The 25678-nt window shown below is 64.7% G+C and carries 21 protein-coding genes and 1 pseudogene; 10 read left to right on the top strand and 12 right to left on the bottom strand.

Features of this window, described 5'->3' with window-relative positions; genetic code table 11:
- Positions 1–11 precede the first annotated feature (11 nt).
- Together K5H97_RS02730 and K5H97_RS02725 are read right to left on the bottom strand one after the other, a co-directional pair.
- Positions 12–296 carry a helix-turn-helix domain-containing protein gene (locus tag K5H97_RS02730; protein ID WP_028688308.1) on the bottom strand — a complete coding sequence of 95 codons (285 nt, stop codon included), beginning with the start codon at positions 294–296 and terminating at the stop codon, positions 12–14.
- Between the two features lie 49 nt (positions 297–345).
- On the bottom strand, positions 346–678 hold the full coding sequence (locus K5H97_RS02725; protein WP_028688309.1) for a type II toxin-antitoxin system RelE/ParE family toxin: 333 nt from the start codon (positions 676–678) through the stop codon (positions 346–348).
- A 276-nt stretch (positions 679–954) separates the two neighbouring features.
- Here K5H97_RS02725 and K5H97_RS02720 point away from each other — a divergent pair.
- From K5H97_RS02720 to yccS, 7 genes and pseudogenes are all read left to right on the top strand, one after another.
- Positions 955–2707 (top strand): annotated as a pseudogene (locus K5H97_RS02720) (acyl-CoA dehydrogenase).
- A gap of 173 nt (positions 2708–2880) precedes the next feature.
- Positions 2881–4323 carry a TldD/PmbA family protein gene (locus K5H97_RS02715; RefSeq protein WP_028688310.1) on the top strand — a complete coding sequence of 481 codons (1443 nt, stop codon included), beginning with the start codon at positions 2881–2883 and terminating at the stop codon, positions 4321–4323.
- Positions 4323–5654, top strand: a complete 1332-nt coding sequence (locus K5H97_RS02710; RefSeq protein ID WP_028688311.1) for a TldD/PmbA family protein — start codon at positions 4323–4325, stop codon at positions 5652–5654. The genes K5H97_RS02715 and K5H97_RS02710 overlap by 1 nt, the downstream gene beginning before the upstream one ends.
- 124 nt (positions 5655–5778) lie before the next feature.
- A complete protein-coding gene (gene mdtD / locus K5H97_RS02705) occupies positions 5779–7206 on the top strand; it encodes a multidrug transporter subunit MdtD (protein WP_028688312.1) in 1428 nt (475 codons plus the stop codon).
- A 111-nt stretch (positions 7207–7317) separates the two neighbouring features.
- Positions 7318–8655 (top strand): ATP-dependent RNA helicase DbpA, encoded by a 1338-nt coding sequence (gene dbpA, locus K5H97_RS02700; protein ID WP_232108831.1) that lies wholly within the window; start codon positions 7318–7320, stop codon positions 8653–8655.
- A 49-nt stretch (positions 8656–8704) separates the two neighbouring features.
- The gene (locus tag K5H97_RS02695; protein WP_028688314.1) at positions 8705–9886 is read left to right on the top strand and encodes a BaiN/RdsA family NAD(P)/FAD-dependent oxidoreductase; all 1182 of its coding nucleotides are present in this window, start codon (positions 8705–8707) and stop codon (positions 9884–9886) included.
- A 126-nt stretch (positions 9887–10012) separates the two neighbouring features.
- Positions 10013–12196 carry a YccS family putative transporter gene (gene yccS / locus K5H97_RS02690; RefSeq protein ID WP_028688315.1) on the top strand — a complete coding sequence of 728 codons (2184 nt, stop codon included), beginning with the start codon at positions 10013–10015 and terminating at the stop codon, positions 12194–12196.
- Positions 12197–12207: 11 nt separating this feature from the next.
- Here yccS and K5H97_RS02685 read toward each other — a convergent pair whose 3' ends face one another.
- Positions 12208–12945: a substrate-binding periplasmic protein gene (locus tag K5H97_RS02685; protein WP_028688316.1), complete on the bottom strand. Its 738-nt coding sequence runs from the start codon at positions 12943–12945 to the stop codon at positions 12208–12210.
- Positions 12946–13156: 211 nt separating this feature from the next.
- On the opposite strand from K5H97_RS02685, the gene K5H97_RS02680 reads away from it, so the two are divergent.
- Positions 13157–13609, top strand: a complete 453-nt coding sequence (locus tag K5H97_RS02680) for a GNAT family N-acetyltransferase (protein ID WP_028688317.1) — start codon at positions 13157–13159, stop codon at positions 13607–13609.
- A 60-nt stretch (positions 13610–13669) separates the two neighbouring features.
- On the opposite strand, the gene K5H97_RS02675 is transcribed toward K5H97_RS02680, so the two are convergent.
- The 9 genes from K5H97_RS02675 to tkt all read right to left on the bottom strand — a co-directional run bounded on the left by K5H97_RS02675 (position 13670) and on the right by tkt (position 23064).
- Positions 13670–13972 (bottom strand): winged helix-turn-helix domain-containing protein, encoded by a 303-nt coding sequence (locus K5H97_RS02675; RefSeq protein WP_028688318.1) that lies wholly within the window; start codon positions 13970–13972, stop codon positions 13670–13672.
- A 14-nt stretch (positions 13973–13986) separates the two neighbouring features.
- Complete coding sequence (locus tag K5H97_RS02670) at positions 13987–14487, bottom strand: M48 metallopeptidase family protein (protein ID WP_023631708.1); 501 nt, start codon at positions 14485–14487, stop codon at positions 13987–13989.
- Positions 14488–14525: 38 nt separating this feature from the next.
- Positions 14526–16643, bottom strand: coding sequence for a putative bifunctional diguanylate cyclase/phosphodiesterase (locus K5H97_RS02665; RefSeq protein WP_028688319.1), 2118 nt, complete (start codon positions 16641–16643; stop codon positions 14526–14528).
- A 206-nt stretch (positions 16644–16849) separates the two neighbouring features.
- Positions 16850–17914 (bottom strand): class II fructose-bisphosphate aldolase, encoded by a 1065-nt coding sequence (gene fba / locus K5H97_RS02660; RefSeq protein ID WP_028688320.1) that lies wholly within the window; start codon positions 17912–17914, stop codon positions 16850–16852.
- Positions 17915–18014: 100 nt separating this feature from the next.
- Positions 18015–18344 (bottom strand): MliC family protein, encoded by a 330-nt coding sequence (locus K5H97_RS02655; protein ID WP_028688321.1) that lies wholly within the window; start codon positions 18342–18344, stop codon positions 18015–18017.
- 79 nt (positions 18345–18423) lie between these two features.
- Positions 18424–18642, bottom strand: coding sequence for a hypothetical protein (locus K5H97_RS02650; RefSeq protein WP_028688322.1), 219 nt, complete (start codon positions 18640–18642; stop codon positions 18424–18426).
- Between the two features lie 32 nt (positions 18643–18674).
- Positions 18675–19838: a phosphoglycerate kinase gene (locus tag K5H97_RS02645; protein WP_028688323.1), complete on the bottom strand. Its 1164-nt coding sequence runs from the start codon at positions 19836–19838 to the stop codon at positions 18675–18677.
- Between the two features lie 12 nt (positions 19839–19850).
- Positions 19851–20912, bottom strand: a complete 1062-nt coding sequence (gene epd, locus K5H97_RS02640; RefSeq protein ID WP_028688324.1) for an erythrose-4-phosphate dehydrogenase — start codon at positions 20910–20912, stop codon at positions 19851–19853.
- Positions 20913–21066: 154 nt separating this feature from the next.
- A complete protein-coding gene (gene tkt, locus K5H97_RS02635; protein ID WP_028688325.1) occupies positions 21067–23064 on the bottom strand; it encodes a transketolase in 1998 nt (665 codons plus the stop codon).
- Positions 23065–23390: 326 nt separating this feature from the next.
- Between tkt and K5H97_RS02630 the strand changes: the two genes are divergently transcribed.
- Positions 23391–24383: an ArsR/SmtB family transcription factor gene (locus K5H97_RS02630; protein WP_028688326.1), complete on the top strand. Its 993-nt coding sequence runs from the start codon at positions 23391–23393 to the stop codon at positions 24381–24383.
- Positions 24384–24402: 19 nt separating this feature from the next.
- Positions 24403–25593, top strand: coding sequence for a methionine adenosyltransferase (gene metK, locus K5H97_RS02625; RefSeq protein ID WP_028688327.1), 1191 nt, complete (start codon positions 24403–24405; stop codon positions 25591–25593).
- Positions 25594–25678: the final 85 nt, after the last annotated feature.

The following is a 25678-nucleotide window of genomic DNA, read 5'->3' as shown; positions in this document are numbered from 1 at the left end:
CGAAGCAACCATCACGCAGATTTCTTTTTCACCGTAAAATCGACTTCCAGATCGGCGTTCGCCAGGATATTCACCAGAGCATCCAGCGAGAACTTGTCTATCTTGCCGTTGAGCAAGTCACTCAAACGTGGCTGAGTCAGATGCAGTCGCCGTGCTGCGTCTTTCTGCGGCAGATCCCAGGATTGGACAATCCTGGTCAATACCCGCATCAGCTTCGCCCGAAGCCGCAGGTTCTCGGCCTCTGCGGGTGAATCGAACAGCGCATCCCATACCGAAGTGGAGCGTTCGTTTGTCATCGCAAATCCCTCTGTGCATCCATCTCGTTCAAACACTGTCGACTCCAGCTCAGCAGGCGCCCAACAATTTGTATCGCGCTCTCGCCAGATCGATATCGCGCTTTTCCGTCTTCTCGGTCGTCTTGCGAAACGCGTGCAGGACATAAACCGCTTCTGGTCGACTCACGACATAGAACACCCGAAACGCCCCGTCCCGACACTTGATGCGGATTTCCCGCGTCCCAGGCCCAACGCTTTCCATTGGTTTCCAGTCGAAGGGGGCTTCACCGTCCTGGATCAGCTCCAGCTGATACCCGGCCCGCTGCCTTGCCACAACCGGAAAGTCCCGCAGGTCCTGCTTGCTGCTACCCAACCATTCGATTGGCTTTTGCCCATCATGCATCCTGCACGCTCCCGCCAATGCACTCGCCTGGCTTGTCCATACCGGAGGCGTAAGCTCTCCATGAGCGGCAAAGATAAAACTATATCGATATCGATATAAGCGCAATTGCGTGACAAGGCTTTGCGACGGGTAACACCCACATCCATAGCGCCCGGCGCAACCCAAGGAGACCTGGGTGATGGCAACTTCTGCCCCCATATCACCCAAACCAATTAACCTGTCCCCTGCCCTATCACCTTGCCTAGACTCGCTGCATCCCGAACCAGGAATGCCGCCATGTCCGAGCAACTCCTCAGCAGCCGCAACCTCGCCTTCGAGCTCTACGAAGTCCTCGACGCCGAGGCCCTGACCCAGCGCCCGCGCTTCGCCGAGCACAGCCGCGAGACCTTTGACGCGGCGCTGACCACCGCCCGCACCATCGCCGAGAAGTACTTCGCCTCGCACAACCGCAAGGGCGATGAACACGAGCCGCGCTACGTGGAAGGCCGTGCCGAGCTGATCCCGGAGGTGAAGCCTGCGGTCGACGCCTTCCTCGAAGCGGGCTTCCTCAACGCCAACCGCGACTTCGAAGTCGGCGGCATGCAGTTGCCCAGCCTGGTATCGCAAGCCTGCTTCGCCCACTTCCAGGCCGCCAACGCCGGCACCACGGCCTACCCGTTCCTGACCATGGGCGCGGCCAACCTGATCGAGAGCTTCGGCAGCGACGAACAGAGACGCTTGTTCCTGCAACCGATGATCGAGGGCCGTTACTACGGCACCATGGCCCTGACCGAACCCCACGCCGGCTCGTCCCTGGCCGATATCCGCACTCGCGCCGAACCCGCAGACGACGGCACCTACCGGCTCAAGGGCAACAAGATCTTCATCTCCGGCGGTGACCACGAACTGTCGGAGAACATCGTGCACATGGTCCTGGCCAAGCTGCCGGACGCACCGCCCGGGGTGAAGGGCATCTCGCTGTTCATTGTGCCCAAGTACCTGGTCAACGCCGACGGCAGCCTGGGGCCGCGCAACGACGTGCTGCTGGCCGGGCTGTTCCACAAGATGGGCTGGCGCGGCACCACCTCCACCGCGCTGAACTTCGGGGACAACGGCCAGTGCGTCGGCTACCTGGTGGGCCAGCCGCACCAGGGCCTGGCCTGCATGTTCCAGATGATGAACGAGGCGCGCATCGGCGTCGGCATGGGCGCGGTGATGCTGGGCTACGCCGGCTACCTGTATTCCCTGGACTACGCCCGCCAACGTCCACAGGGCCGCCTTCCAGACAACAAGGACCCGAACAGCCCCGCCGTATCGATCATCGAGCACAGCGATGTGAAGCGCATGTTGCTGGCGCAGAAGGCCTACGTGGAGGGTGCTTTCGACCTGGGCCTGTACGCGGCCCGGCTGTTCGATGACACCCACACCGCCGCGGATGCCGAGGCCCGCCGGCAAGCTCTGGAACTGCTCGATCTGCTCACGCCCATCGTCAAGTCCTGGCCCTCGGCGTTCTGCCTGAAAGCCAACGAGCTGGCGATCCAGATCCTCGGCGGCCACGGCTACACCCGCGAGTACCCAGTCGAGCAGTACTACCGCGACAATCGCCTCAACCCGATCCACGAAGGCACCGAGGGCATCCAGTCCCTCGACCTGCTCGGGCGCAAGCTGGCGCAGAACAACGGCGCGGGGCTCAAGCAGCTGATCCGCCTGATCGCCGGCACCTGCGAGCGCGCCAGCCATCACCCGAACCTCGATCCGTTGCGCCAGCCCCTGGAGCACCTGGTCAACCGCCTGCAGAGCGTGACCCTCGCCCTGCTCGGCGCTGTACCTCAAGGTGTTCGGCCACTGCGTGATCGGCTGGCGCTGGCTGGAGCAGGCCATTCATGCCGAGGTCGGCCTCCTCAAGGGCAGCGATCGCGACTTCTACCTGGGCAAACTCCAGGCCGCGCGTTATTTCCTCACCTGGGAAGTGCCGGGCTGCCATAATGACCTCGCTTTGCTCGAGGCCCGCGACGATACGTGCCTGGGCATGCAAGAGGGGTGGTTCTAGGCTTTGTACGAAAAGTCGCCGAGCGGCGATCAGGCAAGGCGAAAACAGGCGAGGAAGCGGAGTTTGCTGGTTGCAAATGAGCATTCCGAGCCTGTTTTCAACGCAGCATGATCGACGCGCAGGCACTTTTCGTATAAAGCCTAGGGGGAGCCACCGCACACACGGAGATTTCCATGTTCGACTCCAGCACCCTGCTGCGCCAGCGTTTTGCCGCGCTGCGCAGCACGGCCGAACTGTTCTCGCTTCGCCATGTGAAGCAATCGCACCAGTCACTGTCGGTTCGGCGCAACGTCGCCGAGCCTCCCTTCTTCAGCCAGGATGAAGGCGCCATGCTCACCGTGCGGGTGGAGGGCGTCGAGGCCTACGCGGCCACCGCCGACCTGTCCCAGGCTGGGCTGCAACGTGCCCTGGAGCACGCCGAGGCGCTGGCCCGACGGATCAAGGCCAGCAGCCTGCTCGACCTGAGCGGCCAGCCAGCCCCGGACGGACGCCACGACCATGTCTCGCCCAATTTCGAACAGCCCCTGCCCAACCTCGCCGAATGCCTGGACCTGCTGGCCGCCGAATCGGCCAGCGTGCCCATGGACGAACGCCTGGTGGACTGGCAGGCCAGCCTGGGCATCAGCGTGGTCGAGCAGACCTACCTGAACTCCGCCGGCGCCGAGCTGCGCCATGCCCAGCGCTTCGTCTACCCGGGCCTGGGTGTCACCGCCAGCGACGGCCAGGACAGCCAGAGCCGCAGCCTGGGCCGGGAGAACTTCGGCCAACAGGGCGGCTTCGAGGTGATCGAGCGCTGCGGCCTGGTCGGCGCTGCCCGCCGGGTGGCCGACGAGGCGCTGCAACTGCTGCTGGCACCGAATACCCCAAGCGGCCGGCGCGACCTGCTGCTGATGCCCGACCAGATGATGCTGCAGATCCACGAATCCATCGGCCACCCGCTGGAGCTGGACCGGATCCTCGGCGATGAGCGCAACTACGCTGGCACCAGCTTCGTCAAAGCCGAAGACTTCGGCCATCTGCAATACGGCTCGAAGCTGCTCAACGTAACCTTTGACCCAACCCTTCGCGAGGAGCTGGCCAGCTACAGCTTCGATGACGACGGCACCCCGGCCAGCAAGCAGTTCCTGATCCGCGATGGCCTGCTGGTTCGCCCCCTGGGCGGCGCTCTTTCGCAACTGCGCTCGGGCCTGGATGGCGTGGCCAACAGCCGAGCCTGCGGCTGGAACCGCGCGCCGATCGACCGCATGGCCAACCTCAACATCGAGCCGGGCGACCAGTCGCTTGAGCAACTGGTCAGCGGCATCGAGCACGGCATCCTGATGCGTACCAACCGCTCCTGGTCCATCGACGATGCGCGCAATAAATTCCAGTTCGGCTGCGAGTGGGGGCAGTTGATCGAAAACGGCAAGCTCAAGGGCGTGGTGAAGAACCCGAACTACCGGGGCATCTCCGCCGACTTCTGGCGCAACCTCTCGGCCGTGGGCGACAGCAGCACCTACCAGGTGCTCGGCACGCCCAACTGCGGCAAGGGCGAGCCTAACCAGGTGGTGCGGGTCGGTCACGCATCGCCCGCCTGCGTGTTCCGCCAGATCGACGTATTCGGGGGAGACGCCTGATGAGCACCCTGTACCAGCAACGCTTCGAAAACCTGCTCGACAGCCTGAACGCCGCCGTGCAACCGGGCGAGCAGTTCACCCTCGGCTACAGCGCCGAGCATTCGCAGTTCGTGCGCTTCAACCATGCCAAGGTGCGCCAGGCCGGACTGGTCAGCCAGGCCAGCGTGCACCTGCGGTTGGTGCGCGAAGGGCGTCAGGCCGAACAGCAGATCACCCTGGGCGACGATCCCGACCTCGACCAACGGCGTCTGCACGACGCCCTGGCGCAGTTGCGCCAGACCTTGCCATTGCTGGCGGTGGATCCCTACCTGAACCTCGACGACAGCGCCTGGCACAGCCATAGCCTGCTGGAACAGCCATTGCCCGAGCTGGACGCAGTGCTGGCCCTCATCGAGCGCGAAGCCGGTGATCTGGACCTGGTCGGCATCTATGCCGCCGGCCCCATCTGCCGGGGTTTCGCCAGTTCCTTCGGGGCCTTCGGCTGGCACCAGGCCAATAGTTTCAACGTCGACTGGAGCCTGTTCCACGCCAACGGCCAGGCAGTCAAGGCCAACTATGCCGGGCAGACCTGGAGCGGCGAGGCCTTCGCCGCGCGCCTGCGTCAGGCCCGCGAACAGCTGGCGTACCTGGGACGCCGGGCCATCACCCTCAAGCCCGGCAGCTACCGAGCCTACCTGGCGCCGGCGGCAATGGACGAGATCGCCGGGATGCTGTGCTGGGGCGGTTTCTCCGCCCAGGCCCTGGCCACGGGCAACAGCCCACTGCAGCGCCTGTACAACGGCGACGCGCAACTGAGCCCAGGAGTGAGCTTCAGCGAGCAGGTCAGCGGCTCGCTGAGCCCAGCGTTCTCCGACGAGGGCTCGCCCCGTCGCGACCTGCTGTTGATCGGCGAAGGCCGTGCGCTGGAGCGGCTGGTAAGCGCCCGAAGCGCCGCCGAGTTCGCCCAGCAGGCCAATGGCGCAGACAGCCACGAGTCGCCGTGCGCGCTGAGCCTGGCGCCGGGCAACCTGCCTGGCGAAAAGATTCTGGAGCGTCTGGGCACCGGGCTGTACATCAGTAACCTGTGGTACCTGAACTATTCGGACCTGCCTGCGGCACGCATGACCGGGCTGACCCGCTTCGCCACTTTCTGGGTGGAGAACGGGCAGATCCAGGGGCCAGTGAGCACCATGCGCTTCGACGACAGCCTGTACAACCTGCTGGGTAGCCAACTCGAAGACCTGACCCAGGAGCGCGAGATGATCCTCTCGACCAGCACCTATGGGCAACGCAGCACCGGATCGAGTCATCTGCCGGGGGCGTTGGTCAAAGGGCTGACCCTGACATTGTGATCGGCAGGATCGGCCTCATCGCTGGCAAGCCAGCTTCCACCATGACCGGCATGCGCTGCCCCTGTGGAAGGCGGCTTGCCGGCGACGAGGTCGGCCCAGGCAACACAGGACATTGAGGTAACCCATGCCCGAACGCGCACCACTGGACCCTGTCACCGCCCGCTGGATCCCCTGGGTGGTGGCCATCGCCTTCTTCATGCAGTCGCTCGACGGCACCATTCTCAACACCGCGCTGCCGGCCATGGCCCGCTCGCTGGCCGAGGACCCGCTGCGCATGCAGGGGGTGATCATTGCCTACATGCTCACCGTGGCTCTGCTGATCCCGGCCTCGGGCTGGATCGCCGACCGTTTCGGCACCAAGCGCATCTTCTTCAGCGCCATCCTGCTGTTCAGCTTCGGTTCGCTCTTGTGCGCCATGGCCAACAGCCTGGCGTTCCTGACCCTGGCCCGGGTCATCCAAGGCCTGGGCGGCGCGTTGATGCTGCCGGTCGGGCGCCTGGTGGTGCTGCGTGCCTACCCACGCTCGGAGCTGGTGCGGATCATGAGCTTCATTACCATCCCCGGCCTGCTCGGCCCGCTGCTGGGTCCGACCCTGGGTGGCTGGCTGGTGGAGATCCTGACCTGGCACTGGATCTTCCTGCTCAACCTGCCGGTGGGCGCACTGGGCTGCTATGCGGTGTGGAAGTTCATCCCCGACCTGCGCGGGGCTGAACGCACCCGTTTCGATACCCCAGGTTTTTTGCTGTTCGGCGCGGCAATGGTGCTGATCACCATTGCCATGGAAGGCCTGGGCGAACTGCACCTGCCGCACCTGCGAGTGATGCTGTTGTTGTTCGCCGGCATGGCATGCCTGGCCGCCTACTGGTTGCGCGCCGGGCGTGACCCGGAACCTCTGTTCTCGCCCTCGCTGTTCCGCGTACGGACCTTCGCTATCGGTATCCTCGGCAACCTGTTCGCCCGCCTGGGCAGCGGCGCCTTGCCCTTCCTCGTGCCCTTGCTGTTGCAAGTGGCGCTGGGCTATTCGCCGGCCCAGGCCGGCATGAGCATGATCCCGCTGGCGGCGGCGGCGATGCTCGCCAAGTCCATCGCCCGGCCGCTGATCGAGCGCCTGGGCTACCGCATCGTGCTGACCGGCAACACCCTGCTGCTGGGCCTGCTCCTGGCCAGCCTGGGGCTGGTCGACGAGCAGACACCCTATGCCGTGCTACTGGTGCAACTGGCGCTGCTGGGGGCGGTCAACTCGATGCAGTTCACAGCGATGAACACGGTGACCCTGATCGACCTCGACGATGCCAGCGCCAGCAGCGGCAACAGCCTGCTGTCAGTGGTCGCGCAACTGTCGCTGAGCCTGGGCGTGGCCTGCGCCGGTGCCTTGCTCGGCGGCTTCACCGCAGCCGGCAGCGGCGATGGCGTGCAGAGCACCTTGGGCGCCTTCCAGCTGACCTTCGTCACCATCGGCGTGATGGCCATGCTGGCGGCGGCAATCTTCCTGCAACTGGCACCGACAGACGGAAGGCGCGCTCGTCGTCCGGAAGAGCACGTCGAGTCGTAGGGCGAATGGCCATGAGGCTGGTAGACTGTGCGACATTTTTCGCTCCAGCCGCAGGCCCGCCTCGTGACCGTTGAAACCACCGCTTTTGCCACCCTACCGCTGTCCGCCGCCATGCTGGCCAACCTGGATGCCCTGGGCTACGCCTCGATGACACCAATCCAGGCCCAGAGCCTGCCGGTCATCCTCAAGGGCCAGGACCTGATCGCCCAGGCCAAGACCGGTAGCGGCAAGACCGCCGCCTTCGGCATCGGCCTGCTCAACCCGATCAACCCGCGCTACTTCGGCTGCCAGGCTCTGGTGCTGTGCCCGACCCGGGAGCTGGCCGACCAGGTGGCCAAGGAACTGCGCCGCCTGGCCCGCGCCGAGGACAACATCAAGATCCTCACCCTGTGCGGCGGCGTCTCGCTCGGCCCGCAGATCGCCTCGCTGGAACACGGCGCGCACATCATCGTCGGCACCCCGGGGCGCATCCAGCAGCACCTGGACAAAGGCACCCTGGTGCTCGACGGCCTCAACACCCTGGTCCTGGACGAAGCCGACCGCATGCTCGACATGGGCTTCTTCGACGCCATCGCCAGCATCATCCGCAAGACCCCGTCGCGCCGCCAGACCCTGCTGTTCTCCGCCACCTACCCGACCGGTATCGAGCAGTTGGCCAAGGACTTCATGCGCCAGCCGCAACAGGTCAAGGTCGAGGCCCTGCACAGCGACAGCCAGATCGAACAGCGCTTCATCGAGATCGACCCACAGCAGCGCCTGGAAGCGGTCACCCGCGTGCTCGGCCACTACCGCCCGCAGTCCTGCGTGGCGTTCTGCTTCACCAAGCAGCAGTGCGAGGACCTGGTCACCCACCTGACCGCCAAGGGTATCGTCGCCCAAGCACTGCACGGCGACCTGGAGCAGCGCGACCGCGACCAGGTGCTGACGATGTTCGCCAACCGCAGCAGCTCGGTGCTGGTGGCCACCGACGTGGCCGCTCGCGGCCTGGACATCGACGGCCTGGACCTGGTGATCAACGTCGAGCTGGCCCGTGACGCCGAGATCCACGTGCACCGCGTCGGCCGTACCGGCCGCGCCGGTGAGAAAGGCGTGGCGATCAGCCTGGTGGCCCCGGCCGAAGGCCACCGCGCCCAGGCCATCGAGGACCTGCAGAACAAGCCGCTGCGCTGGGAACAGCTGGACAACCTCAAGAGCAAGGGCGGCGAGCCGCTGCTGCCGGCGATGACCACCCTGTGCATTGGTGCCGGACGCAAGGACAAGCTGCGCCCGGGCGACATCCTCGGCGCGCTGACCGGCGATGCCGGGTTGCCGGGCAAGCAGGTGGGCAAGATCGCCATCTTCGACTTCGTGGCGTTCGTGGCGGTGGAGCGGGCGGTGGCCAAGCAGGCCATGCAGCGGCTGAACAGCGGCAAGATCAAGGGTCGCGCCCTGAAAGTCCGTATCGTCTGAAGACTTTTTGGGGCCGCTTTGCGGCCCCAGTTCTTGAAGAGGTAATTTCGTGCACTCCACCGACGTGATCATCCTCGGCGCCGGCGCCGCCGGCCTGATGTGCGCCCAGCTCAGCGCCCGCCGCGGGCGCCGGGTGCTGCTGCTCGACCACGCCAACAAGCCGGGCAAGAAGATCCTCATGTCCGGCGGCGGGCGTTGCAACTTCACCAACATGTACACCGAGCCCGCCAACTTCCTCTCGCACAACCCGCACTTCTGCAAGTCGGCACTGGCCCGCTACACCCAGTGGGACTTCATCGAGCTGGTATGCAAGCACGGCGTGGCGTACCACGAGAAGAAGCTCGGCCAGCTGTTCTGCGACAACAAGTCCAGCGACATCCTCGACATGCTCCTGGCCGAGTGTGACGAGGCCGGCGCCGAACTGCGCATGAACACCAGCATCGAGCGCATCGACAAGACCGAAGGCGGCTACACCCTGCAGACCAGCGCCGGTCCGTTCGCCTGCCAGTCGCTGGTGATCGCCACCGGCGGCCTGTCGATCCCGACCTTGGGCGCTACCGGCTTTGGCTACCAGGTCGCCCGCCAGTTCGGCCATGAATTGTTGCCGACCCGCGCCGGCCTGGTGCCGTTCACCATCACCGAGCCCCAGCTCAAGGCACTATGCACCGAGTTGTCGGGCACCTCGCTGGACTGCGTCGCGAGCTGCAATGGCATGAGCTTCCGCGAGAATCTGTTGTTCACTCACCGCGGCCTGAGCGGCCCGGCGATCCTGCAGATCTCGTCGTTCTGGGAAGCCGGCGACACGGTGCAGATCAACCTGCTGCCTGATCGCGACGCGTTGGAGTGGCTGCAGGGCCAGCAAGTCGAGCGCTCCAACAGCGAGCTGAAGACAGTGCTGGGCGAGGTGTTCACCCGCAAGCTGGCCAACCTGCTGGCCGAGCAGTGGTTCGTTTCGAAACCCTTGAAACAGTACACGCCGGCAGAATTGACCCAGATCGCCGAGAAACTGTCGGCCTGGCAAGTGATCCCGGCCGGCACCGAGGGCTATCGCACCGCCGAGGTGACCTTGGGCGGAGTCGATACCCGCGAGGTGTCGTCCAAGACCATGGAATCGCTGAAGAGCCCTGGGCTGTACTTCATCGGCGAGGTGCTGGACGTGAGCGGGCACCTGGGTGGTTTCAACTTCCAGTGGGCCTGGGCTTCGGCCAACGCGGCGGCGCAGTTCGTGTAGAGTAGAATCCATTCAGCAGCACGGAACGCTTCTTGCTGGTCTGTGCTGGAGCGCCATTTTTGGGAGCTGCTGCGCGGCCCCAAGACAGCCTCGACGCTACTCAACCGATCTCAGCCCAGGGCCATCATGTCATCGAGCTCGTTCCGCCATTCATTGCGTCGCCTGTGGGGCCAAGACAAGTTCAGCTACGCCATCCGCGTGACCATCGCACTCACCGGCAGCATGGCCTGGTGCTGGTACCAGAACGAGATGAGCCTGCTCATCCCGCTGTTCCTCGGCATCATCGCCAGTGCCCTGGCCGAAACCGACGATGGCTGGCAGGGCCGGCTCAGCGCCCTGCTGGTGACCCTTGGCTGTTTCGCCATCGCCGCGCTGTCGGTCGAGCTGCTGTTCCCCTACCCCTGGATCTTCGCCGTCGCCCTGGCCCTGGCGGCGTTTTCCCTGACCATGCTCGGGGCCTTGGGCGAACGCTACGGGGCGATCGCCTCGGCCACGCTGATCCTTTCGGTCTACACCATGATCGGCGTCGACCAGCGCGGCGGCGAAGTCAGCGACTTTTGGCACGAGCCGTTGCTGCTGGTCGCGGGCGCGGCCTGGTATGGCCTGCTGTCGGTGCTGTGGCAGGCGCTGTTCTCCAACCAGCCGGTGCAGCAGAGCCTGGCCAAGCTGTTCTTCGAGCTGGGCACCTACCTCAAGCTCAAGGCCAGCCTGTTCGAGCCGGTGCGCACACTCGACGTCGAGGCCACGCGCCTGGAGCTGGCCAAGCAGAATGGCAAGGTTGTGGCGGCGCTCAACGCGGCCAAGGAAATCATCCTGCACCGGGTCGGCAACAGCCAGCCGAACTCCAAGGTCAGCCGCTACCTCAAGCTGTACTTCCTGGCCCAGGACATCCATGAGCGGGTCAGTGCCTCGCACTACCCCTACAACGCGTTGACGGACGCCTTCTTCCACAGCGATGTGATGTTCCGCTGCCAGCGCCTGCTGCGCAAACAGGGTTCTTCCTGCCAGGAGCTGGCCCGCTCGATTCGCCTGCGCCAGCCCTTCGTGCTCGCCAGTGGCTACCCCGAGGCCCTGGAAGACCTCAATGCTTCGCTCGAGCACCTGCGCATCCAGAGCAACCCGGCCTGGCGCGGCCTGCTGCGCTCGCTGCGGGCACTGGCCGCCAACCTGGCCACCCTGGATCGGCTGCTCAGCGCCGCGAGCAACCCGGACAGCCTGGCCGACGCCAGCGACAGCAGCCTGCTCGACCGCTCGCCCCGCAACCTCAAGGATGTGTGGAAACGCTTGCGCACCCAGCTGACGCCGACCTCGCTGCTGTTCCGCCACGCCCTGCGCCTGTCGCTGGCGCTGTCGGTGGGCTATGGCATGGTGCACCTGATCCACCCGACCCAGGGTTACTGGATCATCCTCACCACCCTGTTCGTCTGCCAGCCCAACTATGGCGCGACCCGGCGCAAGCTGGTGCAGCGGATCTTCGGCACCGCCATCGGCCTGACCGTGGGCTGGGCGCTGTTCGACCTGTTCCCCAACCCGATCATCCAGTCGCTGTTCGCGGTGGTCGCCGGGGTGGTTTTCTTCGTCAACCGCACCACCCGCTACACCCTGGCCACGGCGGCGATCACCCTGATGGTGCTGTTCTGCTTCAACCAGATCGGCGATGGCTACGGCCTGTTCCTGCCGCGCCTGTTCGATACCCTGGTGGGCAGCCTGATCGCCATTCTCGCGGTGTTCCTGTTCCTGCCTGACTGGCAGGGCCGGCGGCTGAACAAGGTGCTGGCCAACACCCTGGCCTGCGCCAGCGAATACCTGCGCCAGATCATGCAGCAGTATGCCCATGGCAAGCGCGACGACCTGGCCTACCGCCTGGCCCGGCGCAACGCGCACAACGCCGACGCGGCATTGTCCACCACCTTGGCCAACATGCTGATGGAGCCGGGGCACTTCCGTAAGGAAGCCGATGTCGGCTTCCGCTTCCTGGTGCTGTCACACACCTTGCTCAGCTACCTCTCGGGGCTGGGCGCGCACCGCGACACGGTGCTGCCGACCGAGGTCCACGAGCAGTTGATCGATGGCGCCGGGCGGAGCCTGGCCAGCAGCCTCGACGAAATCGCCAATGGCTTGGCGGCGCGGTTGCCGGTGGCAATCCACAGCGACGCCGAGGAAGCCCTGGCCAACGCGCTGGAGCAGATGCCGGAGGAGCTGGACGAGCATCAGCGGCTGGTACAGACGCAACTGGCGCTGATCTGCCGACAACTGGGACCGTTACGGACACTCGCAGGGCATTTGATCAAGGAAGGCGAACCCGCCTGATCGCCCCGCGATCAGAACCCATGCTGGCGCAGCAGCCGGTCGTAGCTGCCGTCGGCCTTCATCGTGGCGATCGCCTTCTCGAAGCGGGCGACAATCTTCTGATGCTCCGGGTGCTTGAGGCTGACCAGGATGTGCAGACTGTTCTCGCTCAGCGGCGGGTCGACGAACGCCACCCCCTCCCGCACCGGCTGCGGCTCGCGCTGCAGGTTGTAACGCGCGACGTACTCGTCCTCCACTGCCAGGTTGACCCGGCCGGCCGCCAGCATGCGCACCGCGGACGAGAAGCTGCGCACCGGCACCTTGTTCAGGCGCTCGTCGCTGTCGAATTCTGGGGAGTAGGCGTAATCGCGCACCACGGCGATGGTGTAGGGATAAAGGTCAGACTGGCGTGCATAGGAGAACGCTTCGCCCTCACGCTTGAGCAGGCGGATGCGGTTGACCAGGTAGGCGCCCGAGAACTGGCCGATCAGGGTTCGCTCGTCGTTATACCAAGCGTTGATCAGCACATCGTAGCGCCCCTCGCCCACGCCCATCAGCGCCCTGGCCCAAGGCACCTCCTCGAACTCGATGGCGTAGCCGGCGCGGGTCAGCGCCGTGGTGACGATGCTGGTGGCCAGGCCGCCACCGGGCATGCTGGTGTCGGTAAACGGCGGCCAGCTGTCGGCCACCAGCCGCAGCTTGCCTTGGGCCAGGGCAGGCCCCGCGCACAACAGCCCGAGTAAACCAAGAACGCAAAGCAGTGGCCGCATGCTCAATTCCTTTCGCAGTTGGGGGCTCACGCTGGTGACGGCGGTCTCAACTAGCAACAGAGGTCCAGATTACACAAGCCGCATCCTGGCGACAGCGGGCGATAGTGTCATTTAGCCTCTATTTTGGCCGAGTGCCAGGTACCGTCATTCGATCTCGTCGAACCCAGCAGGATTTGCGATGATCGACGGTCAACCGAAGGAGTACCCATCCATGTCCATCGAGTGGATCTGCAAGCACCATGGCGACCTTGCCAAGGAACAACTCTACGCCATCCTGCAACTGCGCACCGAAGTGTTCGTGGTCGAGCAGCGTTGTGCCTACCAGGAAGTCGACGGGCTCGACCTGTGTGGCGACACATTGCACCTGATGGGCTGGGACGGTGAGCGGCTGGTGGCGTACCTGCGCTTGCTCGATCCGCAATCGCAGGACGGCGAAGTCGTCATTGGCCGGGTGGTGACGTCCCCCGAGGCGCGCGATATGAAGCTGGGCCACCCACTACTGCTGAAGGGACTGGAAGCTGCCGGCCATTGCTGGCCTGGCGTATCGATCTATCTGTCGGCCCAGGCGCATTTGCAGGGGTTCTACGCTCGCCATGGTTTCGAAGCGGTCGGCGAAGAATACCTCGAGGACGATATTCCGCACATCGGCATGCGTAAAGGCTGAGATTGCCGGGAGCTCTGCGCGCACCATCGCGGGACAAGCCCGCTCCCACGGGGAGCCCTTTCAGGGATAACCCAACACTTCGCGCAGCTGGCGCAGGTGCTGGATGATCCACTGTTTGTCGATCGCCCCCCAGTCGCGGATGCGGTAATGCCCGGCATGGTTGCGCGCGCCGGCCTGCTGCTCGAACTCGCAGACGATATCCAGGTCGGCCAGGGCGGCGATGGTGTCCTGGGCGGTACGCCGTGGCATGCCGGTGGCCTCCATCAGCGCCGGCACGCTGGTGGCGGTCTGGCTGTCGATCAGCCAGGCCACGTAGAGGCGGCGGTAGAAGCTGCTGCGGGTCTTGCTCACTTCCGTGGTCATGGGGTGCTTGTCCCTCAGGTGTTGCCCGGCAGCTCCCGATAGGTCAGGTAGACGCGCAGGTCGAATTCCAATTGATGGTAGTCCGGCTCCATGTGCTGGCAGAGCTGGTAGAAGGCCTTGTTGTGGTCGCGTTCTCTCAGGTGCGCCAGCTCATGCACCACAATCATGCGCAAAAACTGCGGCGCCGCCTCGCGAAACAGCGAGGCGACGCGGATTTCCTTCTTCGCCTTGAGCTTGCCGCCCTGCACCCTCGACACCGCCGTGTTCAGGCCCAGCGCCCGGTGGGTGAGGTCCAGGCGGTTGTCGAACAGCACCTTGTCCAGCGGCGGCGCACTGCGCAGGTACTGCTGCTTGATTTCCTGGGCATAGCCGTACAGTGCCTTGTCACTCTGCACGTCATGGCGCTCGGGGTAGCGCTGGCGCAGGTAGTCGCCCAGGCGATCGCTGGCGATCATCTGGCGCACCTGTTCCTGCAGGTGCGGCGGGTAGGCTTGCAGGTAGCGTAAGGCGGTCATGGCAGGCGTTCGGAACGGGAAGACGCGAGTTTAGCCAATCACGACGCCCATGGGAAAACCACCGGGAAGTTGCCGGCATCGCTGGCGGTCAGCGGACGGGCGACCAGGAACCCCTGCACGTAGGCGCAGCCGGCATCCTTGAGCCATTCGGCCTGGGTCTGGGTCTCCACGCCCTCGGCGATCACCGTGATGTCGTAGGCCGCGCACAGGCCAATGACGCTGCGCACCAGCGCGATGTCCGCCGCCGAGTCCGGTAGCCGCGCAACCAGGTGGCGGTCAAGTTTGAGGGTGTCGATGGGCAGGTCGCGCAGCATGCGCAACGAGCAATCGCCGGCACCGAAGTCGTCCAGTGCCACGCGAATACCCAGCTCGCGCAGGCGGTGCACCTGCTTCACCGCCGCGTCGATGTTGTACATCAGCGACGTCTCGGCCACCTCCACCTCCAGCTGATCGGGCTGCAGTTGGTGCTTGTCGATCACCTGGGCCAGTTCATCGACCAATCCAGGCATGGTGAACTGGGCGCGGCTCAGGCTGATGCCCAGCACCAGCTGCGAACCGAAGCGCTCGCTCCAGGCATTGCGCTGCGCGGCGCCCTTGCGATAGATCCAGCTGGCCAGGCGGTTGATCAGCCGCGCCTCTTCCAACAAGGGAATGAACAGCCCGGGGGGCACATCACCGACACTCGGGTGCTTCCAACGCAACAGCGCCTCGAAGCCGCGCAGCCGACCGTCGGCGAACGCCACCTGGGGCTGGTAGACCAGGCTGAAGTCGTTCTGCTCGATGGCCGTGCGCACGCTGTCCTCAAGCATCAGTCGTGAACGGGCGCGACCATTGAGTTCCTGGTCGTAGAAACGGTACTGCTGGCGCCCGGCCTGCTTGGCCGCATACATTGCGGCATCGGCCGCCCGCAGCAGGCCTTCCACGTTGGCGCCGCAGTCCGGGTAGGTGGCGATGCCGATGCTCACCCCCAGGTTGACCTCCAGGCCATCCACCTGCTGGAAGCTCGACATCCGCTCCAGCAGCTTCTCGGCATAGCGTCCGGCCTGCTCGGGGTATGGCAGTCCGTCGAACAACGCGGTGAACTCGTCACCGCCCATCCTGGCCAACAGCGCCTCGCTGCCCAGGCACTCCTTGAGCTGATCGGCCACCCAGCGCAGGACCTTGTCGCCGGCCTCATGGCCGAGCAGGTCGTTGATCCGCTTGAAGCCATCCAGGTCCATGTACATCAAGGCCTTGGCCTTGTCCGAGCGCTCGTTGCGCAGCAGCGCGCTCTCGGCGGCCTGGTAGAACCCGCGGCGGTTGAGCAGCCCGGTCAGCGGGTCGGTGACCGCCTGGTATTCGAGCTGCTGGTGCAGGTTGCGCACCACGGACATGTCCAGCACCGTCACCACCATGGCCTTCTGTTCGGCGGGCAGCGGCGCGCAGGACAGCGCCACCGGCACCAACTGGCCTGCGAGTGTACGCAGCTGGGCGTCGTGCACGCGGAAGATCTGCCGGCCCAGGTAGGCCTGGTAGAAGTCCGACTCGTGCCACAGGTTGGCGCAGGGCAGCTGGATCAGGTCCAGCATGTGCGCGCCCTGCAACTTGTCCACCGGGGTATCGAGCAGGCGCGAGACGGCCGGGTTGGCGAAGCCGATGCAGCCCGACTCGTCCACCACCAGAATGCCCTCGGCGGCGTTCTCCAGGATCGAGGCATTGAAGGCCCGCGCCGATTCCAGTTCGCGGGTCAGGCGTTGCAGCATGCGCCGGTTGCGCTGCTGCTCCAGCTGGGCCTGGACCTTGGGCTTGAGAATCTGCGGGTCGAAGGGTTTGAACAGGTAGTCCACAGCACCGCTGGCATAGCCTTTGAGCACCGCCGCCTCGGACTGTTCATTGGCGGTGAGGAAGATGATCGGGGTTAGCCGCGTGCGTTGGCTGCCGCGCATCAGGCGGGCCACCTCGAAGCCGTCCATTTCGGGCATCTGCACGTCGAGCAGGACCAGGTCGACTTCGTGTTCGAGCAGGGTGCTCAGGGCTTCCATCCCTGAACTGGCGGTCAGTACCTGCCAATCCTGGCGGGACAGCAAGGCCCGCATGCTGATGAGGTTTTCCGGGTAGTCGTCTACGACCAGCAGCACCGAGCTGCTTTCCGGTGATTGTGAATAAGCGCCATCCATGCTGCTTCTCTTGGTAAGTCCAACTGCGACTTGTGATTGGATCCGATTATTACTCTAGACTCGGCCCCCGAAGACGCAATGCAGGCAGATGGCCGTAAGCCATCTGAACCGATGTTAGCCGACTAACGGTATAAGCGGTGGGCAGTCGACATACGGGCACAAAAAAGCCCGCATCGCTGCGGGCTCCTTCGTTGAACGGTGCCGGATCAGTTGATCTTGGCCGCCAGTTCACCTTTGGCATAACGCTGGAACATGCCTTCGAGGGTGATCGGCTTGATCTTCGAAGCATTGCCGGCGGTGCCGAAGGCTTCGTAGCGGGCGATGCACACGTCACGCATGGCCTTCACGGTCTCGGCGAAGAACTTGCGTGGGTCGAACTCGCTTGGGTGCGCAGCCATGTAGCGACGGATGGCACCGGTGGACGCCAGACGCAGGTCGGTATCGATGTTGACCTTGCGCACGCCGTACTTGATGCCTTCGACGATTTCCTCGACCGGTACGCCGTAGGTCTCTTTGATATCACCACCGAACTCGTTGATGATCTTCAGCCATTCCTGCGGTACCGACGAGGAACCGTGCATCACCAAGTGGGTGTTGGGGATGCGCTTGTGGATTTCCTTGATGCGGTCGATCGCCAGGATGTCACCGGTGGGTGGCTTGGTGAACTTGTAGGCGCCGTGGCTGGTACCGATGGCGATGGCCAGGGCATCGACCTGGGTCTTCTTGACGAAGTCGGCGGCCTCTTCCGGGTCGGTCAGCATCTGGCTGTGGTCCAGAATGCCTTCTGCGCCGACGCCGTCTTCCTCGCCGGCCTGACCGGTTTCCAGGCTGCCCAGGCAGCCCAGCTCACCTTCCACCGACACACCGCAGGCGTGGGCGAACGCCACGGTCTGCTGGGTGACGCGGACGTTGTAGTCGTAGTCGGACGGGGTCTTGCCGTCTTCCTTCAGCGAGCCGTCCATCATCACCGAGCTGAAGCCCAGCTGGATCGAGCGCTGGCACACGTCTGGGCTGGTGCCGTGATCCTGGTGCATGCACACCGGGATGTGCGGGAACTCTTCGATGGCGGCCAGGATCAGGTGACGCAGGAACGGGGCACCCGCGTACTTGCGGGCGCCGGCCGAGGCCTGGACGATGACCGGAGAGTCGGTGGCGTCTGCGGCTTCCATGATGGCGCGCATCTGCTCGAGGTTGTTGACGTTGAAAGCCGGAACGCCGTAGCCGAACTCGGCGGCGTGGTCCAGCATCTGGCGCATGCTAATGAGTGCCATTGTGTATCTCTCTCCCGACAAGCGTCGTTTGTTTCATGCAAGCCTGCCGCAGGGGCGGTTGCTGTTCAAGTAGTGTGGGCCATCTACACGGCCCGGCCAGTCACGGTGCCTTGCAGCCCCGCCCAATCAGATCGTTGGTCGCCACCCAATACACCAGGCCTTCGTCACCTTTGGTGTGGAAGGCCAGCATGCCATCGCTGTACAGCGCGCCGGAGGCACCCGGCTCGGCCTTGAGCCGATGGACTTGGTCGCCGCCGCCGAGACGGACATCGACTGTGTCCTGCTGCGCGTCGGCGAAGCGCCACAGCACTTCGGCCTGGCTGTCGCAGACCCAGCGGGTCCAGTTGTCCGCCGGGGCCGTTTGGGCCGGCTGCAGCAGCGAGCAGCCTGCCAGGATCGCCAAGGCCAGTGCGGCCAGAAGCACTTTCATCAAACTACTCCGCTGGGGGCTGCGCCGCAGCCCCGGTATTCAAGACCACGAAACCCTTGCCAGGTTGCCAACCACCCGATCAAGGGCAGCCCGGGGCCCCGCGCTGGTGTTCGTCGTCGTACTTTTCCAGGCCGTCCGGACCCAAGCGCTTGTTGATCACCGGTGCCGTCTCCGCCTGCCACTGGGACTGGTAGCAACCACCCTTGGGCGGCTGCGCCGGTTCGGCCTCGCTGCCCTTGTTGCTGGAACAGGCGCCCAGCAACAAGGCCACGATCATCACAGGCAATTGCTTGACCATCAGGTCGCTCCCTTTGCCAGGCGCCTTCACGCTCAGGCCTTGGCCCGCTCTTCCAGGATTGCCACGGCAGGCAGGACCTTGCCCTCGACGAACTCGAGGAACGCGCCGCCACCGGTGGAAATGTAGGAGATATCGGCACCCACGCCATACTTGTCGATGGCCGCCAGGGTGTCACCGCCACCGGCGATGGAGAACGCGGCGCTGTCGGCGATGGCCTTGGCCAGGACCTGGGTGCCGTTGCCGAACTGGTCGAACTCGAACACACCGACCGGACCGTTCCAAAGGATAGTCTTCGAGGTCTTGAGCAATTCGGCGAACTGCTCGGCGGTCTTCGGACCGATGTCCAGGATCATGTCGTCGGCAGCCACATCGGCGATCGCCTTGACGGTGGCTTCGGCGCTCTCGGCGAATTCCTTGGCGACCACCACGTCCACTGGCAGCGGTACGCTGACCTTGGCGGCGATGGCCTTGGCGGTCTCGACCAGGTCAGGCTCGTACAGCGACTTGCCGACCGGGTGACCGGCGGCGGCAAGGAAGGTGTTGGCAATGCCGCCACCGACGATCAGCTGGTCGCAGACCGCGCTCAGGCTGTTCAGCACGTCCAGCTTGGTCGACACCTTGGAACCGGCGACGATGGCAGCCATCGGCTTGGCCGGAGCTTTCAGGGCCTTGCCCAGGGCATCCAGCTCGGCGGCCAGCAGGGGGCCTGCGGCGGCGACCTTGGCGAACTTGGCGACGCCATGGGTGGAACCCTCGGCGCGGTGGGCGGTACCGAAGGCGTCCATCACGAACACGTCGCACAGGGCGGCGTATTTCTGCGCCAGCTCGTCGGCGTTCTTCTTCTCGCCCTTGTTGAAGCGCACGTTTTCGAACAGCACCAGGTCACCGGCCTGCACCTGAACGCCGTCGAGGTAATCGGCGACCAGCGGCACGTCGCGGCCCAGGGCCTTGCTCAGGTAATCGGCAACCGGCTTGAGGCTGTTCTCGGCGGAGAACTCACCTTCGGTCGGGCGGCCCAGGTGCGAGCAGACCATCACCGCCGCGCCCTTCTCCAGGGCCAGCTTGATGGTCGGCAGCGCTGCCAGGATACGCGCGTCGCTGGCTACCACACCGTCCTTCACAGGGACGTTGAGGTCTTCGCGAATCAGTACGCGCTTACCTTGCAGGTCGAGGTCGGTCATCTTCAACACGGTCATGAATGCAGTCCTTCAGGGCTGTTTGCTGCGGGTTGGGTGTACGACGTGCAGATAGTGTTCGGCGACGTCGAGCATACGGTTGGCAAACCCCCATTCGTTGTCGAACCAGGCCAGCAGGTTCACCAGGCGAGGGCCTGAGACGCGGGTCTGGCTGGCATCGACGATGGCCGAATGCGGGTCATGGTTGAAATCACAGCTGGCGTGGGGCAGCTCGGTGTAGGCCAGCAAGCCTTTCAGCGGGCCATCCAGGGCAGCCTCGCGCAGCACCCGGTTGACTTCCTCGGCGCTGGTATCGCGGGAAGTCTGCAGGGTGATGTCCAGGCACGAGACGTTGACGGTCGGCACGCGTACCGCTTTGGCCTGGATTCGCCCGGCAAGTTCCGGCAGCAGGCGTTCGATACCCCGGGCCAGGCCGGTGGACACCGGAATCACCGACTGGAATGCCGAACGGGTGCGACGCAGGTCTTCGTGGTGGTAGGCGTCGATCACCGGCTGATCGTTCATCGCCGAGTGGATGGTGGTGATCTGCACGTATTCGATGCCAAAGGCTTGGTCCAGCACGCGCAGCAGCGGCACGCCGCAGTTGGTGGTACAGGAGGCGTTGGACACCAGCAGTTCGCTACCGGTCAGGCAATCCTGGTTGACCCCATAGACCACCGTGGCGTCGATGTCCGCTTCGCTGGCCATGGGCTGGGAAAACAGCACCCGTGGCGCGCCGGCATCGAGGAAGCGCTGGCCGTCGGCACGGGTGTGGTAGGCGCCGGAGCATTCCAGTACCAGGTCAATGTCCAGGGCGGCCCAGTCGATGCCTTCCGGGGTAGCACTGCGCAGCACTTTCACGCAGTCGCCATTGATATGCAGACAGTCGCCGTCAACCTTCACCTCGCCGGGGAAACGCCCGTGGGTGGAGTCGAAGCGCGTCAGGTATTCCAGACTGGCCTGGTCGGCCAGGTCGTTCAGCGCGACGATCTCGAAACCGGCCTTCGCCCCCCGCTCGAACAGTGCGCGCAGGACACAGCGGCCGATGCGGCCGTAACCGTTGAGTGCAACTTTGTAGGGACGCGGGTGGGGCATTCGATGGCTCGCTAACGCATGATGGCTTTGGGGGCCGCGTTGCGGCCCATCGCGACGCAAGGCCGCTCCCACAGGGTACGGTGTACGCCATACCTTGTAGGAGCGGCCTTGTGTCGCGAAACGAGGGCAACGCCCTCGCCTCGCACAGTCTGAATCAGTCTTCCAGCAGCTCTTCGGCGGTGCCCAGGATGTTGTCCAGGGTGAAGCCGAATTCCTCGAACAGCGCGCTGGCCGGGGCCGACTCGCCGTAGGTGGTCATGCCGATCACGCGGCCTTCGAGGCCGACGTACTTGTACCAGAAGTCAGCGTGAGCGGCTTCGATGGCGATACGCGCGCCAACTTCCAGCGGCAGTACCGACTGCTTGTACGCGGCATCCTGGGCGTCGAACACGCTGGTGCTCGGCATCGACACGACACGGACCTTGCGGCCTTCAGCGGTCAGCTTGTCAAAGGCTTGAACGGCCAGGCCCACTTCGGAGCCGGTGGCGATCAGGATCAGCTCAGGCTCGCCGGCGCAGTCCTTGAGCACGTAACCGCCACGGGCGATATCGGCGATCTGCTGGGCGTCGCGGGTCTGATGCTGCAGGTTCTGGCGCGAGAAGATCAGCGCCGACGGGCCGTCCTTGCGCTCCAGGGCATGCTTCCAGGACACGGCGGATTCCACCGCGTCGGCCGGGCGCCAAGTGTCCAGGTTCGGCGTGCTGCGCAGGCTGGTCAGCTGTTCGATAGGCTGGTGGGTCGGGCCGTCTTCACCCAGGCCGATGGAGTCGTGGGTGTAGACGTGGATCACACGCTGCTTCATCAGTGCCGACATGCGCACGGCGTTGCGGGCGTATTCCATGAACATCAGGAAGGTGGCGCCGTAGGGCACCAGGCCGCCGTGCAGGGCGACGCCGTTCATGATGGCGGTCATGCCGAACTCGCGCACGCCGTAGAACACGTAGTTGCCGCTGGCATCGTTGGCTTCGACGCCCTTGCAGCCTTTCCACAGGGTCAGGTTGGAGCCGGCCAGGTCGGCGGAGCCACCGAGGAACTCGGGCAGCAGCGGGCCAAAGGCGTTCAGGGTGTTCTGGCTGGCCTTGCGACTGGCGATGGTCTCGCCCTTGGCGGCAACTTCGTTGATGTAGGCCTGGGCCTTCTCGGAGAAGTCGGCTGGCAGGTCGCCTGCGGCGCGGCGCTTGAACTCGGCGGCCAGCTCAGGGTAGGCCTTGGCGTAGGCGTCGAAACGCTGGTTCCACTCGGCCTCGACCTTGGCGCCGGCTTCCTTGGCATCCCATTCGGCGTAGATGTCGGCAGGGATTTCAAATGGGCCGTGGTTCCAGTTCAGTTCCTTGCGCGCCAGGGCGATTTCGTCGTTGCCCAGCGGTGCGCCGTGGCAGTCTTCCTTGCCCTGCTTGTTCGGCGAGCCGAAGCCGATGATGGTCTTGCAGCAGATCAGGGTCGGACGATCGCTCTTTCGCGCGGTCTCGATGGCGGTCTTGATCTCGTCGGCGTCGTGGCCGTTGACGTTGCGGATCACCAGCCAGTTGTAGGCCTCGAAGCGCGCCGGGGTGTTGTCGGTGAACCAGCCGTGGACTTCACCGTCGATGGAGATGCCGTTGTCGTCGTAGAAGGCGATCAGCTTGTTCAGACCCAGGGTGCCGGCCAGCGAGGCAACTTCATGGGAGATGCCTTCCATCATGCAGCCGTCGCCGAGGAACACGTAGGTGTTGTGGTCGACGATGTCGTGGCCTTCACGGTTGAATTGGGCGGCCAGCACTTTTTCCGCCAGGGCGAAGCCCACGGCGTTGGCGATGCCCTGGCCCAGCGGGCCGGTGGTGGTCTCGACGCCCGGGGTGTAGCCATACTCCGGGTGACCCGGGGTGCGGCTGTGCAGCTGGCGGAAGGCCTTGAGGTCGTCGATGTTGACGTCGTAGCCGGTCAGGTGCAGCAGCGAGTAGATCAGCATCGAGCCGTGGCCGTTGGACAGCACGAAGCGGTCACGGTCGGCGAAGCTTGGGTTGCTCGGGTTGTGCTTCAGGTAATCGCGCCAAAGCACTTCGGCGATATCCGCCATACCCATGGGGGCACCTGGGTGGCCGCTGTTGGCCTTTTGCACGGCATCCATGCTGAGGGCACGAATGGCGTTGGCACGTTCACGACGGCTGGGCATCGCTGAGTCTCCTGGGGCTTGAAATAAGTGGTGAAGCGAAAAAGGCGACCATTTTCGCCCACAGGGGGGGCCGGGGGCAATGACGTATGGTCGCAGTCGGGCTTTTTTCCTGTGATTGATTGGCAAAAGAGCAGAAAAGCGGGGTTGTGGGAGCGAGCCTGCCCCCGCGATGGCGTCAGCCCTGGCCCATCCCCCCGTCTGATCTGACGCCATCGCGGGGCACACCACTCCCACGAGGCATCCCTGGAAGCCACTGATCAGGCAATATCAAAACTTTTTGATATTGCTATTGCGACGACAGCATCCCCTGTCTAGACTCCCGCCCCATGAACTTCAATGCGCCCGTCACCCCACAACGCAGCGACGAACTGGCCGCCCTGTGCAAGGCCGGCGGCGACCCTCTGCGCCTGAACGTACTGCGCGCATTGGCCAACGACTCGTTCGGCGTGCTGGAATTGGCACAGATCTTCGACATCGGCCAGTCGGGCATGAGCCATCACCTGAAGGTGCTGGCCCAGGCCGAGCTGGTGGCGACCCGTCGCGAGGGTAACGCGATCTTCTACCGCCGTGCCCTGCCCGATAGCCAGCGGCTGGGCGGCCGCCTGCATGCGGCGCTGCTCGATGAAGTCGACAATTTCGCCCTGCCTCAAGCAGTGCAGGCCCGCATCGCCCAGGTACAGCAGCGTCGCGCCGCCACCAGCCAGGATTTTTTCCTGCGCGTGGAAGAGAAATTCCGCGCCCAGCAAGACCTCATCGCCGGCCTGCCGCAATACCGCGAGAGCCTGCTGGCACTGCTCGACAAGCTGAGCTTCGAGGATGGCGCCAGCGCCCTTGAGGTCGGCCCCGGCGACGGCGGTTTCCTACCCGACCTGGCCAGGCGCTTCGAGCAGGTCACGGCCATGGACAACAGCCCGACCATGCTCGAGCTGGCCCGCCAGGTATGCGAGCGCCACGCACTGAACAACGTCAACCTGCAGTTGGCCGATGCACTGGGTGCAACGGATGTGGAAGCTGACTGCGTTGTGCTGAACATGGTCCTGCACCATTTCAGCGACCCGGCCCAGGCCCTGCGCCTGCTGGCCAGACGGGTGAAAGCGGGCGGAAGCCTGCTGGTCACCGAGCTGTGCAGCCATGACCAGGGGTGGGCCCGCGAAGCCTGCGGCGACCTGTGGCTTGGCTTCGAGCAGGACGACCTGGCCCGTTGGGCCAACGCGGCAGGGCTGGCCCCAGGGGACAGCCTCTACGTGGGCTTGCGTAACGGTTTCCAGATCCAGGTCCGGCATTTCCAGCGGGCCACTGGCGACATTCAACATCGGTAAATTTCAGGAACCCATCGAGATGAGCGAATACTCCCTTTTCACCTCCGAGTCCGTGTCCGAAGGGCATCCGGACAAGATTGCCGACCAGATCTCCGACGCGGTGCTGGACGCCATCATCGCCCAGGACAAATACGCCCGCGTGGCCTGCGAGACCCTGGTCAAGACCGGTGTCGCGATCATCGCCGGTGAAGTCACCACCTCGGCCTGGGTCGACCTGGAAGACCTGGTGCGCAAGGTCATCATCGACATCGGCTACAACAGCTCCGACGTCGGCTTCGACGGCGCCACCTGCGCCGTGATGAACATCATCGGCAAACAGTCGGTGGATATCGCCCAGGGCGTCGACCGCTCCAAGCCGGAAGACCAGGGCGCCGGCGACCAGGGCCTGATGTTCGGCTACGCCAGCAACGAGACCGAAGTGCTGATGCCTGCGCCGATCTGCTTCTCGCACCGCCTGGTCGAGCGCCAGGCTGAAGCGCGCAAGTCCGGCCTGCTGCCTTGGCTGCGCCCGGATGCCAAGTCGCAGGTCACCTGCCGTTACGAAAACGGCAAGGTAGTGGGCATCGATGCCGTCGTCCTGTCGACCCAGCACAACCCTGAGGTGTCACAGAAAGACCTGCAGGAAGCGGTGATGGAGTTGATCGTCAAGCACACCCTGCCGGCCGAGCTGCTGCACAAGGGCACGCAGTACCACATCAACCCGACCGGCAACTTCATCATCGGTGGCCCGGTGGGCGACTGCGGCCTGACCGGCCGCAAGATCATCGTAGACTCCTACGGCGGCATGGCCCGCCACGGTGGCGGCGCGTTCTCCGGCAAGGACCCGTCCAAGGTCGACCGCTCTGCAGCCTATGCCGGCCGCTACGTGGCCAAGAACATCGTCGCCGCCGGTCTGGCCGAGCGCTGCGAGATCCAGGTGTCCTACGCCATCGGCGTGGCCCAGCCGACCTCCATCTCGATCAACACCTTCGGCACCGGCAAGGTTTCCGACGACAAGATCATCCAACTGGTGCGCGAGTGCTTCGACCTGCGTCCTTACGCCATCACCACCATGCTCGACCTGCTGCACCCGATGTACCAGGAGACCGCGGCCTACGGCCACTTCGGCCGCACGCCGCAGCAGAAGACCGTCGGCGACGACACGTTCACCACCTTCACCTGGGAGCGCACCGACCGCGCCGCCGCCCTGCGCGACGCAGCTGGCCTGTAAACCTCCTACAGCAGTAACGGAAAGCCCCTGCCGAGTGATCGACAGGGGCTTTTTCGTGACATATCGGCTGACAAATCCCCGCCGC

The organism is Pseudomonas mosselii (genome assembly GCF_019823065.1).
GTDB classification, from domain to species: Bacteria; Pseudomonadota; Gammaproteobacteria; order Pseudomonadales; family Pseudomonadaceae; genus Aquipseudomonas; species Aquipseudomonas mosselii.
Note: the sequence above shows the minus strand (reverse complement) of the source record. Positions and strands in the feature narration are given on the sequence as shown.